This window comes from Natronorubrum halobium, assembly GCF_051351675.1.
Classification (GTDB): Archaea; Halobacteriota; Halobacteria; order Halobacteriales; family Natrialbaceae; genus Natronorubrum.
Genome location: NZ_CP195595.1, coordinates 3,986,707 through 4,001,893 on the forward strand (window position 1 = coordinate 3,986,707; position 15,187 = coordinate 4,001,893).

15 protein-coding genes are annotated in these 15,187 nt (G+C 64.6%); 6 read left to right on the top strand and 9 right to left on the bottom strand.

What is annotated here, in order from left to right; all coding sequences use genetic code 11:
• The first annotated feature begins 42 nt into the window (after positions 1-42).
• On the top strand, positions 43-1,014 hold the full coding sequence (locus tag ACSFC7_RS19900; protein ID WP_436344547.1) for a transcriptional regulator: 972 nt from the start codon (positions 43-45) through the stop codon (positions 1,012-1,014).
• A 113-nt stretch (positions 1,015-1,127) separates the two neighbouring features.
• Here ACSFC7_RS19900 and ACSFC7_RS19905 read toward each other — a convergent pair whose 3' ends face one another.
• Both ACSFC7_RS19905 and ACSFC7_RS19910 read right to left on the bottom strand, forming a co-directional pair.
• Entirely contained in the window at positions 1,128-1,373 is a 246-nt protein-coding gene (locus ACSFC7_RS19905) for a glutaredoxin family protein (RefSeq protein WP_436344548.1), read from the bottom strand.
• 148 nt (positions 1,374-1,521) lie between these two features.
• The gene (locus ACSFC7_RS19910; protein ID WP_436344549.1) at positions 1,522-3,003 is read right to left on the bottom strand and encodes an NCS2 family permease; all 1,482 of its coding nucleotides are present in this window, start codon (positions 3,001-3,003) and stop codon (positions 1,522-1,524) included.
• Between the two features lie 273 nt (positions 3,004-3,276).
• Here ACSFC7_RS19910 and ACSFC7_RS19915 point away from each other — a divergent pair, with 273 nt between their 5' ends.
• Both ACSFC7_RS19915 and ACSFC7_RS19920 read left to right on the top strand, forming a co-directional pair.
• Positions 3,277-4,680: a glycerate kinase type-2 family protein gene (locus ACSFC7_RS19915; RefSeq protein WP_436344550.1), complete on the top strand. Its 1,404-nt coding sequence runs from the start codon at positions 3,277-3,279 to the stop codon at positions 4,678-4,680.
• A gap of 80 nt (positions 4,681-4,760) precedes the next feature.
• Positions 4,761-5,423 (top strand): potassium channel family protein, encoded by a 663-nt coding sequence (locus ACSFC7_RS19920; RefSeq protein WP_436344551.1) that lies wholly within the window; start codon positions 4,761-4,763, stop codon positions 5,421-5,423.
• A 200-nt stretch (positions 5,424-5,623) separates the two neighbouring features.
• Here ACSFC7_RS19920 and ACSFC7_RS19925 read toward each other — a convergent pair whose 3' ends face one another.
• The 3 genes from ACSFC7_RS19925 to ACSFC7_RS19935 form a co-directional block, all read right to left on the bottom strand.
• A complete protein-coding gene (locus ACSFC7_RS19925) occupies positions 5,624-6,703 on the bottom strand; it encodes a DNA methyltransferase (protein WP_436344552.1) in 1,080 nt (359 codons plus the stop codon).
• An 88-nt stretch (positions 6,704-6,791) separates the two neighbouring features.
• Entirely contained in the window at positions 6,792-7,067 is a 276-nt protein-coding gene (locus ACSFC7_RS19930; RefSeq protein ID WP_436344553.1) for a DUF7513 family protein, read from the bottom strand.
• Positions 7,064-8,635, bottom strand: a complete 1,572-nt coding sequence (locus ACSFC7_RS19935; RefSeq protein WP_436344554.1) for a Na+/H+ antiporter NhaC family protein — start codon at positions 8,633-8,635, stop codon at positions 7,064-7,066. Before ACSFC7_RS19935 ends, ACSFC7_RS19930 begins: the two co-directional genes overlap by 4 nt.
• Positions 8,636-8,857: 222 nt before the next feature.
• Between ACSFC7_RS19935 and ACSFC7_RS19940 the strand changes: the two genes are divergently transcribed.
• Positions 8,858-9,190: a hypothetical protein gene (locus ACSFC7_RS19940; protein WP_436344555.1), complete on the top strand. Its 333-nt coding sequence runs from the start codon at positions 8,858-8,860 to the stop codon at positions 9,188-9,190.
• Positions 9,191-9,212: 22 nt separating this feature from the next.
• Complete coding sequence (locus ACSFC7_RS19945; protein ID WP_436344556.1) at positions 9,213-10,220, top strand: glutathione S-transferase family protein; 1,008 nt, start codon at positions 9,213-9,215, stop codon at positions 10,218-10,220.
• A 284-nt stretch (positions 10,221-10,504) separates the two neighbouring features.
• Here the strand turns inward: ACSFC7_RS19945 and ACSFC7_RS19950 are convergent, their stop codons facing one another.
• The 3 genes from ACSFC7_RS19950 to ACSFC7_RS19960 form a co-directional block, all read right to left on the bottom strand.
• Positions 10,505-10,726 carry a DUF7535 family protein gene (locus ACSFC7_RS19950; RefSeq protein WP_436344557.1) on the bottom strand — a complete coding sequence of 74 codons (222 nt, stop codon included), beginning with the start codon at positions 10,724-10,726 and terminating at the stop codon, positions 10,505-10,507.
• Positions 10,727-10,817: 91 nt separating this feature from the next.
• Positions 10,818-11,585, bottom strand: a complete 768-nt coding sequence (locus ACSFC7_RS19955; protein WP_436344558.1) for an NAD-dependent epimerase/dehydratase family protein — start codon at positions 11,583-11,585, stop codon at positions 10,818-10,820.
• Between the two features lie 272 nt (positions 11,586-11,857).
• Positions 11,858-12,871 carry an alcohol dehydrogenase catalytic domain-containing protein gene (locus ACSFC7_RS19960; protein ID WP_436344559.1) on the bottom strand — a complete coding sequence of 338 codons (1,014 nt, stop codon included), beginning with the start codon at positions 12,869-12,871 and terminating at the stop codon, positions 11,858-11,860.
• 117 nt (positions 12,872-12,988) lie between these two features.
• Between ACSFC7_RS19960 and ACSFC7_RS19965 the strand changes: the two genes are divergently transcribed.
• The gene (locus tag ACSFC7_RS19965; RefSeq protein WP_436344560.1) at positions 12,989-13,759 is read left to right on the top strand and encodes an SDR family NAD(P)-dependent oxidoreductase; all 771 of its coding nucleotides are present in this window, start codon (positions 12,989-12,991) and stop codon (positions 13,757-13,759) included.
• A gap of 257 nt (positions 13,760-14,016) precedes the next feature.
• On the opposite strand, the gene ACSFC7_RS19970 is transcribed toward ACSFC7_RS19965, so the two are convergent.
• Positions 14,017-15,063: a GNAT family N-acetyltransferase gene (locus tag ACSFC7_RS19970; protein ID WP_436344561.1), complete on the bottom strand. Its 1,047-nt coding sequence runs from the start codon at positions 15,061-15,063 to the stop codon at positions 14,017-14,019.
• Positions 15,064-15,187 lie beyond the last annotated feature (124 nt).

Genomic DNA, 15,187 nt, shown 5'->3' on the forward strand with positions numbered 1-15,187 from the left:
CCGGGGAAAACGTCTTATACGAGGAATCGCTTACATCCCCCTATGTCCCGCTCCGCACTGGTCGGCAACGTGACCGCGATGTTAGAGGACGCGGGATTCGTGGTGAGCGACCGGTGTGCGATCCGACCGAAGAGTTTCGATATCGCTGCGCGCCGCGGTGACGACCTCATTCTGGTCAAGATCCTCGGCAACATCGACGCGTTCAACGAGGCCACCGGCCACGAGATGCGTCGCCTGGGAACCTATCTCCGGGCGACGCCGCTGGTCATCGGCCTCCGGAGTCGCGACGAGGATCTCAAACCCGACGTGACCTACTTCCGTCACGGAGTCCCCGTCCTCAGCCCGGACACGGCGTACAACCTGTTCATCGAGGAGGTCCCGCCGCTGATCTACGCCGCACCCGGCGGCCTCTACGTCAACATCGACGGCGACCTGCTCGCGGACGAACGCCAGGACAGAGAGTGGAGCCTCGGTCAACTCGCGACCGAACTCGGCGTCTCCCGGCGAACCGTCTCGAAGTACGAAGACGGGATGAACGCCTCCGTCGAGGTCGCGATGACGCTGCAGGAGCTGTTCGACGCGCCGCTGACGAGTCCCGTCGACGTGCTCGACGGGGCCGACGAGGTCCACGAGAGCGACTCGACGCCGGACGACCCCGACGCGGACCCGGACGACGAGCAGGTCGTCGCCGTCCTCACCCGGGCCGGCTACAGCGTCCATCCGACGCTTCGATCGCCGTTCAAGGCCGTCAGCCGGGACGACGAGGACGACGACGAAGACGTCGTGCTCACCGGCCACTCCGAGTTTACGAAGGCGGCCGAGAAGCGGGCCCGGATCATGAGTTCCATCGGCCACGTCACCCACACGCAGTCGGTCTACGTCGTCGACCGAGCGAAACAGGAGTCGGTCGACGGCACCGCGCTGGTCGAACGCGAGGAACTCGAGGAACTCCGCGACGCGGCGGAGCTTCGGAAGGTCATTCGGGAGCGCGCCGAACACGAAGAAGCGGCCTGAATCGATTTTTGCGGCGGTGACTCGAGGTCGGGACGGTACGACCGATGGCCCTCACACTGGAGGAGTGAAAGCTGAACGAATCGACTGAGCAGAAGTGACTCGGGAGCGGTGGACTAGGCGTACGTTTCTTCGAGGTACTCGACGATATCGTCGCTCTCCGACATTCCCTCGACGCCCTGGGACTCGTCGGTGATGACGGGGACGCCGGTCTGGCCGCTGACCTTCTCGACCTCGGTGCGCTCGTCGTGTGATCGGGGTACCTCGATCACGTCGTACTCGAGGTCGAGATCGTCGAGTTTCGTGCGGACTTTCGCGCAGTACGGACAGCCGGGAAGTTCGTACATCGTGATGTCAGCCATGGGCGACGGTAATCGACTAACGCGTAAGAGGCCACCGGTCACCTGTCGAATTGCCGGAACCGAGAACGGACCGAGGACGAGACGTAGGATCGAGAACGAGAGGCGGAATCGAGAACGGACCGAGAACGAGATACGATGCCGATACCGGTCAGAAGGTGACCCGTCCGGCCTCGACCGCGAAGTAGACGACGAAGTAGCAGATGAACGAGACGGCGAGGGCCCACTGGCCGAGCGAGACGTCGCGATACTCGCCCATCCCGGCCTTGACGAGCGGATAGCTGATGATCCCCGCCGCGAGCCCGTTGGCGATCGAGGTCGTCAGCGGCATGACGGTGATCGTCAGCCCGGCGGTGATCGCCCACGAGGGATCCTGCCAGTCGATGTCGGCGACGCCCTGCAGCATGATGATCCCGACGACGACCAGCGCCAGGTAGGTGGCGTACTGCGGAATCGCGGCCATCAGCGGGACGACGAGCAGTGCGAGGAAGAACAGGCCGCCGATGACCAGCGCCGTGAAGCCGGTTCGACCGCCCTCTTCGATCCCGGCCGAGGACTCGATGTACGTCGTCACGGTCGAGGTGCCGATCATCGCGCCGACCGTGGTGCCGACCGCGTCGGCCATCAGGGGCTTCTCGATCTCGGGCAGGTCGCCCTGCTCGTCGAGGAAGCCGGCGATCTGGGAGACGCCGATGAGCGTCCCCGCGGTGTCGAAGAAGTCGACGAAGAAGAACGTGAACACGACCAGCACGAAGACGAACGGATCGTCGGTGATCATCCCCAGTCCCTCGACGAAGCCCCAGAACAGCGGCGTAAAGTCGTACTGGACGGAGGTGAGCATCGAGACGACGCCCTCGTTGGTCACCTGGTCGTACGAGCCGTCGGGTGTGAGCACGTCCGGTGCGACGACACCCGCCAGCGTGAGGAGCCAGCCGGAGACGGCCGTCGTCACGATCCCGACGACGATCGATCCGCGAACGCCGCGAGCGTACAGCAACAGCGTCAGGAACAACCCGGCGAGCGAGAGCGCAGCGACCGGACTCTCGAGGACGTTCCCGAGCGTGACCAGCGTTCCCTCGTAGCCGACCACGACCTGCATCTCCTGTAAGCCGAGGAAGAGCAGGAAGACACCGATACCGGCCCCGACTGCGAACTTCACGGGTTCGGGGAACAGTTCGATGACGTACTTTCGCGCCCCGACGGCGGTGAGCGCGATGAAGACGAGTCCCTCCACGAAGACGGCCGCGAGCGCGAGTTGCCACGGAACGCCGAGAATGACGACCACGGTGAACGTGAAGAAGGCGTTGAGTCCCATGCCCGGTGCCAGCCCGAACGGACGTTTCGCGTACAGCGCCATCACGAGAATCCCGGCGATCGAGGCGAGAATGGTCACCACCGCGAGCATCTGGAAGATCTCGCCGCCGGTGTACGTCGTGCCGTTGATCACCGCCTCGTCTCGGAACTCGCCCGCTTGGTGATCCCAGAGGATCGCATCGCTCAGGATCGCGGGATTGACCACGATGATGTAGGCCATCGCCAGGAACGTCGTCACACCCGCGAGTGTTTCTGTTCGATAGTCGGTATCGTACTCCTCGAAGTCGAAGTAGTCCGCGATCGTATCGGAAGCCCCCATATTGGACGTTCGAGCATACCCATACCGATTAGTTAAACGTTCCCGTCCGCGGATGCGAGCTATGTGTACAAGCTCATGTACAACTATCCCTCCGCGGTCCGTCTCTCGTCGACGGAACGCTCCAGTAGATAATGTTCTAAATTTGAAGTAAACCCGCTGCTTTTACTCGGTGTGTGGAAAACGGTTGGCCATGAGAACTGACGAGGCCATCCGATTCACCACCGAGTCGAACGGCCGAACGTCTCGATCCGGAATCGCGTCGGGTGAGCAGCCGTGATCGAGAACCGAGATCAGGGAGCGACGACCGACGAGCGCGACCTCGCCCTCGAGTGCGTCGAGGCGGGAATCGCGGCCGGACACCCGCGACGAGTGATTCGCGAGACCGTCTCGCTCGAGGGTAGCGAGACTCCGAACGAGTCTCGAGCGGGCGACGAAGCCGCCGGCGACACCCTCCGAGTCGCCGACGCGACGTACGACCTCGGCCGGTACGACGAGCTAGTCGTTCTCGGCGGCGGAAACGCCGCTGCACACGTCGCTGCGGCGCTCGAGAGTATCCTCGGCGATCGGATCGGCGGGGGTATCGTCGTCGCGGACGATCCCGCCGACACCGACCGGGTCGCGGTACTCGAGGGTGACCATCCGGTACCGAGCGAGCGCGGCGTCGAGAGCGCGCGCGAACTGCTGGCGGCCGCCGACGCCGCCGACGAACGGACGCTCGTGCTGGCGGCGATCACCGGCGGCGGCAGCGCACTCGTGCCCGCACCCGCGGGAGACGTCTCGCTCGAGGATCTGCAGTCGACGACCGGCGCGCTGCTCGAGAGCGGCGCCGACATCCACGAGATCAACGCGGTCCGAAAACACTGTTCGGCGCTGAAGGGCGGCCAGTTGGCCCGTCGCGCTGCTCCGGCGACCGTCGTCTCGCTCCTTCTGAGCGACGTCGTCGGCAACGATCCGAGCGTGATCGCGAGCGGACCGACGGTCCCCGATGAATCGACGTTCGCGGACGCGGTCGCCGTGCTCGAGCGATACGCGATCGACGTTCCCGATCCAGTTGCAGATCGACTCGAACGGGGTGCGACCGGCGGCGTTCCGGAGACGCCGACGGCCGACGACCCCGCTTTCGAAACCGTCTCGACGCACGTCGTCGCCGACGGGATGACGGTGCTCGAAGCGGCTCGCGACGTCGCCGCCGAACGCGGGTACGAGCCACTCGTGCTCTCCTCGCGGATCCGCGGGGAGGCGCGCGAGGCGGCCACGACACACGTGGCCGTCGCGGAGGAGGTACTGGCCACGTCGACACCCATCTCGCCGCCGGCCGTGCTTCTCTCGGGCGGCGAGACGACCGTGACGGTCACCGGCGACGGGACGGGCGGACCGAATCAGGAGTTCGCGACGAGCGCGGCGCTCGACCTCGTGGATGGGGGATCCGTCGAGGGCAGCGTCACCGTCGCGGCCGTCGATACGGACGGGATCGACGGCGCGACCGATGTGGCGGGCGCGCTCGTCGACGAGACGACCGTCGAAGACCGCGAGGCTGCTCGCGCCGCGTTACGGGACAACGACGTCTCACCGTACCTGGCCGAGCGGAACGGACTGATCCGCACTGGACCGACGGGGACGAACCTGAACGATCTGCGGGTGGTCGTCGTCGAGGGGGACTCGTCGGACGGCGACTGACGGTCGAAGCGCGTTCGCGTCCGGTACTCGCGGCGAATCCGAGCCAACGTATTTCACCGCGGAGCGTGTATTACTGTACCATGAGATTCGTCATCGTGGGTTACGGACGGGTCGGTTCGCGAACGGCGTGCATTCTGGACGAGGAAGGCCACGCGGTGATCGTCGTCGACAACGATCCCGACCGCGTCGAGCGAGCGGAGAACGACGGGTTCGAGACGGTTCACGGCGACGGCGCCGACGAGGAGGTCCTGATGGAGGCAGGAATCGACGCGGCCGACGCAATCGGGGCGTTCACGCCCGATCTCAACGTCAACTTCGCGGCCTGCATGGTCGGCGGTCACCACGACTGCCGCACGGTCTTGCGGATCGACGAGGACTACCGCGAGGACATCTACGAGAAGTACGCCGCGGACGTCGACGAGATCATCTACCCCGAACGACTCGGTGCCGCGGGTGCCAAGACAGCCATGCTCGGCGGCGACTTCAACGTCGTCGCGGATCTCGCGACGAACCTGCAACTGACCGTCCTCGAGATCACGGACGACTCACCGGCCGTCGGGAAACGGATCAGCGAACTCGAGTTGCCTGCGGACGCGCGGATCTACGCGCACGGTCGCGAACGCGAGTCGTTGACGATTCCGTTACCGGGGACGGAGCTCGCGGGCGGTGACGAGGTCGCGATCATCACCGAAACGGATCGGGCGGACGACGTTCGGTCGGCACTGCTGTCGGCCAGCGCTTGAAGGGAGTCGCAGGAGAGGACTCCCGCTGTCCAGCGACCGGTCGTCCGCACGAAAGCGAGAGGGGAGGAATGCTGGCGCGCGGATGGGGTGGATTGGAGTGGGATGGGGAGCGAATCCGCCAGTGCGCGCCAGTTGAACCAATCGTATTGAGTCCCAATAAAACCGCGTCAGACGTCCGAATGACACGAATCAGATCCTGATTACGCGTCCGATTCCGGCCGGAAGACGAGCACGTTCTGGTGGACCATCGATGGAACGAACGAGAACGGATAGCCGTAGACGTGCAGATCCTTCGTCGGATCGTACCAGATCAGGTTCGCCGCGAGCGTCACGGGTGCCGCCGACTCGATCGCCCGCGCGAGATCGGCAGAGAGGAACTCGTAGGACTGCTCGCGGTACATGTCGCCGATGAAGACGACGAGGTGGCCGTCGGAGGCGACCGCGTCGGTAAACCGGTCGAATTTCTCGGCCATGTCGGCCAGCCACTCCGCTTTGGTCCGGGTTTCCGTTTCGTCATCCGCCGTGCCGTCGCGTTCAGCGTCGGCAGCCGCATCCGTCGATTCGGCCGCAGCGTCGTCGCCCGCGTCGAACGAGCCGAGTTTGCTCTCCCGAGTCGCGCGCTCGTTTCGCGTCTGCTCGAGTTCGTCCATGTGCCAGTAGGGGACGTCCGTCAGCAACAGGTCGACCGAGTCGTCCGGAATCTCCCCGATCAGGTCGGCACAGTCCCCGTGACGGACGTTCTGTTCGGCCAGCGGCGGCTCGCCGCGGCTCCGTCGCTCCTCGTTCTCGCGCTCGAGGACCGTCTCGTAGACCTCGATCCAGCGTTCGGTGCGTTCGAAGCCGATCGCTTCGCGTCGTCCGGTCCCCTCGTATTCGCAGAAACTCGCGCCCAGCAGCGTGCCACCGACGCCGGCGAACGGGTCGAGGACGGTGTCCCCGGCCTTACTGAATCGCTCGATCAGGTCGGCACAGAGCCGCGGCGGCTTCTGGCCGCCGTGTTCGCCGCGCAGGTCGTGCTGGACGTCGGGCGGGTAGCCCTCCGCGATCACGGACTTCGTCGCGTACTTCCACTCCTTGCCCGTGAGGTCGTTGACCCGATTGCGCTCGTCGTAGATCCCCCGACCCTCGACGTAGCGCTGGTGGTCGGCGAGTTCGTCGGTGTCTACCACCTCGCCGTCCTCGACCGGGAGCGACTCGTTTCGCGCGCGCTCGGCGTCGAATTCACCGTCGTCGTCAGTGAACAGGCGACTCTGCCGATGCCGGTCCCCGTCGTCTGCCATATACCTCGAGTGGGTATCGCAGTTGCATAAATCCGTGTCTCTCCGTCGGTGCTCGAGCGACCGCAGAACGTGAAAAGCGAGGAGACACCTACCCGGTGTAGGAACTCTCGCCGACGACCTCGAGGAACTCGCCGCGACCGGTCGACTCCGTCTCGTCGAACTCGGTCACCCGCAGTCGGACGCGTTTCTCGACGGTCTCCGGACCGGCACCGTCGATGAACAGTTGCGTGTCGCCGACGTAGGCGAGTCCCGCGTCGGTGCCGTTCGTTTCGGAGACGAACACGCTGATCTCGTCGCCCACGTCGAACGACGGGCTGGTACTCCGGAACGTCCATCCGCTGAAGTATTTCTTGAAGATGCTCATAGTCGTGCCACCTCTTCGGTTTCGCGGTCGGTCACGTACTCGCGGCCGAAGCCGGTGATCGCGGCGACGACGAACACCGCGACCAGCAGCCAGCCCTGGAAGACAAACGGAACGACGTCGATCGGCGTGACGAGCATGTCCGTCTCGAACCAGTCGTACTGGCCGGGCAGGTCCTGCATCGCCGTGTAGCCGGCGAGGACGCCGCCGGACCACGGGAAGATGTAGCCGAGCGCGGCGGTCTGGCCGTCCAGGATGTTCGCCCGCCGGTAGCCGTTCAGGTTGAATCGTTCGCCGATCTTCGAGATGTACGGTCCGATCGCGACCTCGGCGGCCGTGTTGATCGTGATGACGGCGTTGATCAGCGCCGCGGAGCCGACCATCGTCAGTTCGGCGTTACGGACGTTCGTCGCGAGGTTCTCGATCGACCAGTCGAGGATCGCCTGAAACGCACCGCCGCGGATCATGATCTGTGCCGCGGCGATGATCAACAGGACGAGAATCGCGAGTTCGAAGAAACCCGCCGCGCCGTTGATCAGGCTCCCGCCGACGCCGACCGCGTCGGCGTCCTCGACGATGGTGAGGAACGGGAGGAACTCGAGCGGTTCGGCCAGCGGCGCGTCCTGCGGCGCGTTGAAGGTCACGATGTCGCCGACGCTCATCAGCCCCAGTACGAGACTGAACGCGATCGCGGAGACGATCCCCCACGAGATCGCCTCGACGATGTGTCGGCCGGCGACTGCAGCACCGATGACGATCCCCATCGAGACGAGGTGGATCAGGCCGATGGGTTCGCTCTCGGCGACCAGAATATCCTGTGCGTCGCCGGCGATTCCGAGACCGCTCATGAACTGGCCGGCGACGACGTAGCCGACCAACGCGATGACGGCGGCGATGATCACGTACTTGAATCGCGACGCGACGACGCCACCGATGTCCGAATCCTGGGTGACGGCGCTGACGATCGTCGTGTCACTGACCGGCGCGAGGTTGTCGCCGAAGATCGCCCCCGACAGAATCGCACCGAACAGCAAGACCGGGTTCGCACCGAGCAGGATGCCCGCCGGGAAGAACAGCGTGACGAACGCGATAGCCGCGCCGTATCCGGTCCCGATCCCCGTCGTGAACAGCGCTGCGAGGACGAACGTCACCGCCGGGAAGAGCGTCGCACCGATCCCGGCGACGTCGGCGAACCAGACCAGTCCGTCGACGAAGCCGCCGTCCTGTAACACCTCGGCGAACATCCCCGCCCAGATCCAGGCGACGATCGCCGTCACCGCGACGGGCTGGGTCATCCCCTCGAAGATGGTGTTCGCGTACGATTTCCAGTTCCCGCGGACGAAGAACATCCCGGCGATGAGGCCGATCAGGATGCCCACGATCAGTCCGCCGGTGTCCGAGATTCGCCAGAGCGCCGTCTGTGCGACGGCCCAGACGATGAAGAACGCGATCGGTAGCGCGCTCATTCCGCGGCCGCCGTAAAACGCTATTCGTGGTTCGTCGTCGCCGGTTCCCTGAACGAACGCATCCGTCGGATCGCCATCGGTCGAATCATCACTGACACCACTCATTTGAACTCACGAGATGTATAATCAAACTCTCGCTGAAAAGTCTTGCCTAAAAACGAGTGAAGTGCCGCCAATCGACATGTTGCGACGCCAATCACTGACCGTCCGCTGGAAAACATCCTCCAGCCGTGCCGTACCTCCACGAGCCGCCTCGAGTCGGCTCGGTTCGTTTATCGGTTTCTGGAGCGGGACGAACTGATCGGAGTCCTCGAGAGCCTCGCACTGGTGGTCGGCGGCAGTATCGCCCTCCGGTTCGGCGCGACGTGGCTCGTCGCGGCCGCCTCGAGCGTCGCGGAGTCGGTCGGTATCTCCCCGCTCGTCGTCGGCCTCACCGCCGTCGTGCGTCCGATGACCGTCGACCCCGCCGTGTTCCACGGCGTCGCCTGGCTGGTCGCCCTGACCGCCATCGCGACGGGACTCCTCGCGACCGGCGGACGCGTGACGCGATCCGAGGGCGCCCGCCTCGTCGGGATCGGCGCGAGCTACTGGATCGCGACGTGGACTGACCGCCGACAGTGTTTCCACGGTGGTAACACGGATGTCAGCGAGACGCTTTGACCCTCGAGCCCGTACGACGCGTATGAACATGCTCGTCGACGGCGAGTGGCGAACGGACGCTGGAGAGTACACCGACGACGACGGCTCGTTCGAACGCCAGGAGACGACCTTTCGCGACCGGATCCGGGACGATCCGGACGCCGAGTTCCAGCCCGAAGCGGGCCGGTACCACCTCTACGTCTCCTACGCGTGTCCGTGGGCGCACCGAACGCTCGTGGTGCGGGCGCTGAAGGGACTCGAGGACGCCATCTCGGTTTCGGTAGTCGACCCCTACCGCGACGAGGACGGCTGGCAGTTCACGCCCGAGAAGGAGGGCTGTACGCGAGACCCCGTTCTCGACGCCGACTACCTGCGACAGCTGTACGTCGAGGCCGATTCGGACGTGACGAGCCGCGTATCGGTGCCCGTCCTCTGGGACACGCAGGAGGGGACGATCGTCAACAACGAGTCGAAAGAGATCATGCGAATGCTCGACACCGAGTTCGGGGAGATCGCCGACCGAGACGTCGATCTCTATCCCGAGGGCTTGCAGGACGACGTGGACCGAATCATCGACGAGATCTACGAGCCGATCAACAACGGCGTCTACCGGGCCGGCTTCGCGACCAAACAGGAGCCCTACGACGACGCGGTCGACGATCTGTTCGCCGCGCTCGATCACTGGGACGACGTGCTGGCCGATCAGCGGTATCTCGCCGGGGACCAGCTGACGGAAGCCGACGTCGCCATGTTCACGACGCTCGTCCGGTTTGACAACGTCTATCACACCCACTTCATGTGTAACGTCCAGTACGTCCGCGAGTACGACAACCTCTGGCCGTATCTGAAGGACTTGTACCAGACGCCAGGTGTTGCACAGACGGTGAATATGGACCACATCAAGGAACACTACTACACGACCCACCCCGACGTGAATCCGAACCGGATCGTCGCTCGAGGGCCGGATCTCGCGTTCGACGCACCCCACGACCGCGACGAACTGCCCGGCGGCCCGCCGTCGGCGCTGGCCGGCGCGAGCGCGGACGACTGAGGCTTGGTGGACGATCCACGTGCGGTGGCGCGCACTTTCGTCCGACCGAGCGAAAGCGAGGGTGGACGATAACACTGCGTGAGGGATGAGTGAGCGGAGCGAGGCGCGAGCAACGCGAGGGCCTCGGAAAGCGAATGAATCGGTTGGGGAGGACGCGGAAATCCCCGTTGCCAGAGCGAGCGGAACGCTCGTCTATGCGTTGCATCAGAGCTCCCATCTCACCGCGTACCGCGTAGAACCAGGTCGAATTGAGAGTCAGAACGATTCGCGATACAAGTTCTCCTTTACGAGCCGCTAGGCGGGCGACCCGACCGCTCTCGCCACGCTTCGAAGCTGTGTTCGCGCTCCTCGCTCCCGGCGACCGCTCGCCAGATGATGTACGCGGGAATGATCACCGGCAGCAACGGGAGCGCGATAATCACGAGAATCCCCGCCATGATGTACCCGAACAGGGACATCTGAGTGTTCGGTCCGTAGCCCGACGATTCGGCTACCTTAGTCGACATATGTCTCGGTACGTACCAGTCGCTATTCGGTCTTACGGTCTGCGAATCGGCCGACGCCGAACGGCCCCACCGCCTCGAGTTACCATTCCCATCAGTCACCCAACACGTCCGCCGAGTCGTCCTGCGGGCGATAGCCCAACTCGAGCATCGTCTCCGACAGCGAGAGAAACCGCTCGGAGTTGTCCGAGATGCCGTGGGCTGTCGTCGGGTTCGACTCGAGGCTCGTCGTCGCGGCCGCCTCGATCACCCGCCGACAGTCGTCGGCACTGAGCCACATCGCGCGGGCGAAGCGCTCGCCCGCGCCGTCCCGGTCGGCGACCTCCTGCTCGAGTTCGTCTTCCGAAAGCAGCCACCCGATCCGCAGGTTCACCACGTCCATCCCGTGACGCTTCGCGTAGTAGTGGCCCATCGCCTCCCCGAAGACCTTCGTGACGCCGTAGTAGGTGTCCGGATCCATCTCGTCGTCGGGCCGGACGATCTCGGGCTTGCCGACCGTCGACTCCGGCCGAATCGGCGAGACGGTGTTTTTCATGTTCACCGCGTGGTTCGAACTCGAGAAGACGACCCGCTCTACGTCGTTCTCCGCTGCGGCCTCGAAGGCGTTGTAGACGCCCTCGACGTTCGGTCCCGAAACCTCGTCCCATTCCGCCCGCGGGTTCGGGTTGGCCGCGAGGTGGATCAGGACGTCCTGGCCCTCGAGGGCGTCGACGAACTCCTCGCGGTTCGCGATATCTATCGGCGTCGTATCCAGGTCCTCGGTCTCGCTGTGCGAGAAGAGCGTGAGGTTTTCGTCGGAGAACGCTTCGATAGCCTCCCTCCCGACCCGTCCTGACGCGCCGGTGATGGCGATATCGGTCATAAGCGGTCGACATCGGGACGGGGGAAATAGCTCCGGCCAGCGCGTTCCGGCTAGTCCCAGCTGGGAAAAAGACGAATACCGCGAGTGCAAACGGGAACACCCTGAAAGCCCCTTTCGACCTCGGCTCCCGGGACTCGCTGTGCTCCTCGTCTCACTCCGTTCGACTGCGGTGCTTACTTCGTCCGGGTTCGCCGACGCCGAAAGCCCCTTTCATTCCCGCCCGGCGGTGGATGGCCGGGGCGGCCGAAACCCGCCCGAGGGAGGCTGCTGAACTACGGTTCGACGACCAACTTGCCGATGCTCTCGCGGTCCTGCATCGTCGCGAAGGCGTCGGCGGTTTCCTCGAGCGGGAACGTCCGATCGATTTCCGGCGACAGCTCTCCTGAAGCGGTCAACTCGACGAGCCGTCGCAGATCGTCCTGGGTTCCCATCGTCGAGCCGACGACGCGCTTGTGGCCGAGGAAGAGGTTCGCGACGTCGACGGTCGACTCGTTACCGGCCGTGCGGCCGCAGACGACCATCGTCCCGCCGCGGCGCAGCACGTGCTGTCCGAGTTTCGTGTACTCGCCGCCGAGATGGTTGATGACCGCGTCGGGATCGCCGATATCGGCGACCGCATCCCGAATCTCGTCCACGTCGGTCGCCTGGATGGCGTAGTCGAGACCGAGTTCCTCGACGCGCTCGAGTTTCGCCGCCGACGAGGACGTCCCGATCGTTCGCGCGCCGAGGATATCGGCCAGTTGGACGGTCGCGACGCCCACCCCACCCGTCGTGCCGGGAACGAAGACGAGATCGCCCGGACCGACGTCGGCCCGCCGGAGCATGTGGTAGGCGGTCATATACGCCGTGGGCAGCGCGGCGGCCGCGGTGGCGTCGATGTCGTCCGGCAGGACGATGAGGCGGTCGGCCTGCACTCGAGCCCGCTCCGCCAGTCCACCGTGATAGAGCGAGAAGCGTTCGCAGGTGTTCTCCGGTCCCTCGCTGCAGAACCGACAGGAACCGCAGGTCTCGTTCGGACAGAGCACGACCCTGTCACCCGGTTCGACACCCCTGACGGACTCGCCGGTCTCGCTGACGACGCCGGCGACGTCCAGCCCCGTGACGAACGGGAGGTCGTCCGCGTCGATCATCGCCGAGTCGCCCTCGAGGATCCACAGGTCGTGCCGGTTGATCGCGCTCGCTTCGACGTCGACGACGGCCTCGTCCGGGCCGGGTTCGGGATCCGACTGGTCGATCACGCTCACGCCGTCCGGGCCGATCAGATCGGTGAAGGCTGCGGCTCGCATCGGTTCGTGAGTCGGTCTCGAGGCTCAAGACCGTGGGGGCCGCGGAAGAGTACGCATCCGCCACGGGACGAGTCACCGGCAGGAACGTTTTAGGCGGTCTTTCTCGACGACTCGAGTATGCTGGACGATACCACAGCGTTCGTCACCGGTGCGAGTCAAGGACTGGGCCGCGAAATCGCCGTCGCGTTCGCCGACGCGGGCGCGAACGTCGCGCTCGCGGCCCGCAGCGACGGGATCTACGAGACCGAAGAACTGATCGACGAGCCCGAGCGAACGCTGACGGTCGAAACGGACGTCACGGACTCCGAATCCGTCGCCGACGCCATCGAGGCCACCGCCGACGAGTTCGGCGGGCTGGACTGTCTGGTGAACAACGCCGGCATCGCCGGGCCGACGGCCCCGGTCGAGCGGACGACCGACGAGGAGTGGCTCGAGACGCTGGACGTGAACGTCGTCGGCATTGCCCGTGCGGTCCGCGAGGCATCCCCTCACCTCCGGGAGTCGGACCGCGGCAGTATCGTCAACGTCTCCTCGATCGGCGGCAAGCGGCCGTATCCGAACCGAACGCCCTACGCGGCCTCGAAGATGGGCGTCATCGGTCTCACTCGCTCGCTCGCGTTCGAGTTCGGCCGGGACAACGTCACCGCGAACGCGATCTGTCCCGGCCCCGTCGAGGGCGAGCGCATCCGGAACGCCTTCGAACGACAGGCCGAGGAGCGGGGGATCGAGTTCGAGGACGCCAAGGACGACGTGCTCGACACGCTCGCGATCCACGAACTGGTCCCGCCCGAGGAGGTCGCCGCACTGGCGGTCCAACTCGCGGGTTCGGACGCTCGTCACGTGACGGGCCAGGACATCAACGTCTCCTCCGGCGGGGCCTGGTACTGATCGGTCGAGTTCTCACGCCAGGCAATCTGACAGAAGGCCTTTTTACGAACCTCTCCTTGATTCGGATGCACTCGTGTCCGGGTTGGGGTAGTGACCATCCTTCAGTCCGTTCCGACTGAGACGCGCAGTTCAATTCTCGCACCCGGACCTTCTCGGAGACCGTGAGTACCATCGCCCATCGACGAACCGAGAAGAACCGGTAGTCATCGGCGAACCGAGAGAAATGGACGTCTACGGACTGCGCAGGCCGAGGCGGTTCACCGGTGGGGCCAGTACAGCGACCGACCCGTTTTGAGCACCTTCCAGAGCGGGTTACAGCCGCGTTCCCAGACGAGGATGGGGATCAGTCGACCGCCGAAGCCCTCTTTGAACCTGAAGACGCCGTCCTCGAAACTCGAGTTCGTGCTCCCGAAGTCGTACGTCTCGTAGCCGTTCTCGATCCCCCACCGAAACACGTAGTCGTAGAGCAGTTCCGACGCGTGCGCGTCGAAGTACTCCTGTGGCACCGCAGCGAAGAAGCCGTGGATGGACGACCGATCTTCGTCGAGGAGTTCCAGAAATCCGCCGGCGTACTCGCCGTCGATCCGGATCGTCAACAGGAGCAGTCGCTCTCGCATCGCCAGCAGCTGTTCGAAAAAGGAAAGCGGATAGACGTCGCCGTCGACGCGGTCCATCACCTGTCTGTACACGCGATGAAATCGCTCGAGGTTCTCCAGTGTGAGTTCCTCCTCGACGATTTCGTAATCGACGTCCTGTCCCTGTTCGATCCCTCGCCGCCTCGTCCTGCTCATCCCGTTCCAGATGTCGTCGTACCCCCGTGTCAGATCGAGCAGAAACCGACACTCTCGTCGGTACGGATCGTACCCTTCCGACTGCAGGTAGTTGTTGTACCGCAGATACTTCGTATCGAGCGCCCGAATCTGATGCACGACCGACCGGCCGGTACAGAGATCCGGAACGGCATCGGTGAGCAACGCGAGCGTCTCGCTCACGTCGGTCGTGGCCAACGGCCCACCGAATCCCGGGTAGACCGACGAGAGCCGCCGGAAGGGGGTCTTATCGATATCGACGACGAAGTTCGGTAAGAGGCCGATGAGGTTGCCGTCCTTTTCGACGACGAGATGCCGCGGCGTGTATCCGAGTCCGGTCTCGATGGCCTCGAGCCACTCGTGGCGATGAAAGACGCTGCCACACGTCGCTCGCTCGACGACGTCGTTCCACTGGGACGCCGACTTGGCTCGTATCGTATCGAGAACACGTACCTCGAGTCCGGTCGTCGATTCACCCAGCGTCGTGATCGACATATTCGTGCTGGTGGTTGATTTTCTGTCCGAAGAAGTAGCAGTTGCGGTCGTCTGGGCCATTCGTGACCCATAGCACCCGAGGGATCGGTTTAAGTTATCTTCATGTACAGTGATATGTCCGGGT

What these genes read in the sequence shown, in the direction of transcription:
- ACSFC7_RS19900 (WP_436344547.1), top strand. Translation starts at nt 43, where the DNA reads ATGTCCCGCTCCGCACTGGTCGGCAACGTGACCGCGATGTTAGAGGAC.
- ACSFC7_RS19905 (WP_436344548.1), bottom strand. Translation starts at nt 1,373, where the DNA reads ATGGCTGACATCACGATGTACGAACTTCCCGGCTGTCCGTACTGCGCG.
- ACSFC7_RS19910 (WP_436344549.1), bottom strand. Translation starts at nt 3,003, where the DNA reads ATGGGGGCTTCCGATACGATCGCGGACTACTTCGACTTCGAGGAGTAC.
- ACSFC7_RS19920 (WP_436344551.1), top strand. Translation starts at nt 4,761, where the DNA reads ATGAGATTCGTCATCGTGGGTTACGGACGGGTCGGTTCGCGAACGGCG.
- ACSFC7_RS19925 (WP_436344552.1), bottom strand. Translation starts at nt 6,703, where the DNA reads ATGGCAGACGACGGGGACCGGCATCGGCAGAGTCGCCTGTTCACTGAC.
- ACSFC7_RS19930 (WP_436344553.1), bottom strand. Translation starts at nt 7,067, where the DNA reads ATGAGCATCTTCAAGAAATACTTCAGCGGATGGACGTTCCGGAGTACC.
- ACSFC7_RS19935 (WP_436344554.1), bottom strand. Translation starts at nt 8,635, where the DNA reads ATGAGTGGTGTCAGTGATGATTCGACCGATGGCGATCCGACGGATGCG.
- ACSFC7_RS19945 (WP_436344556.1), top strand. Translation starts at nt 9,213, where the DNA reads ATGAACATGCTCGTCGACGGCGAGTGGCGAACGGACGCTGGAGAGTAC.
- ACSFC7_RS19950 (WP_436344557.1), bottom strand. Translation starts at nt 10,726, where the DNA reads ATGTCGACTAAGGTAGCCGAATCGTCGGGCTACGGACCGAACACTCAG.
- ACSFC7_RS19955 (WP_436344558.1), bottom strand. Translation starts at nt 11,585, where the DNA reads ATGACCGATATCGCCATCACCGGCGCGTCAGGACGGGTCGGGAGGGAG.
- ACSFC7_RS19960 (WP_436344559.1), bottom strand. Translation starts at nt 12,871, where the DNA reads ATGCGAGCCGCAGCCTTCACCGATCTGATCGGCCCGGACGGCGTGAGC.
- ACSFC7_RS19965 (WP_436344560.1), top strand. Translation starts at nt 12,989, where the DNA reads ATGCTGGACGATACCACAGCGTTCGTCACCGGTGCGAGTCAAGGACTG.
- ACSFC7_RS19970 (WP_436344561.1), bottom strand. Translation starts at nt 15,063, where the DNA reads ATGTCGATCACGACGCTGGGTGAATCGACGACCGGACTCGAGGTACGT.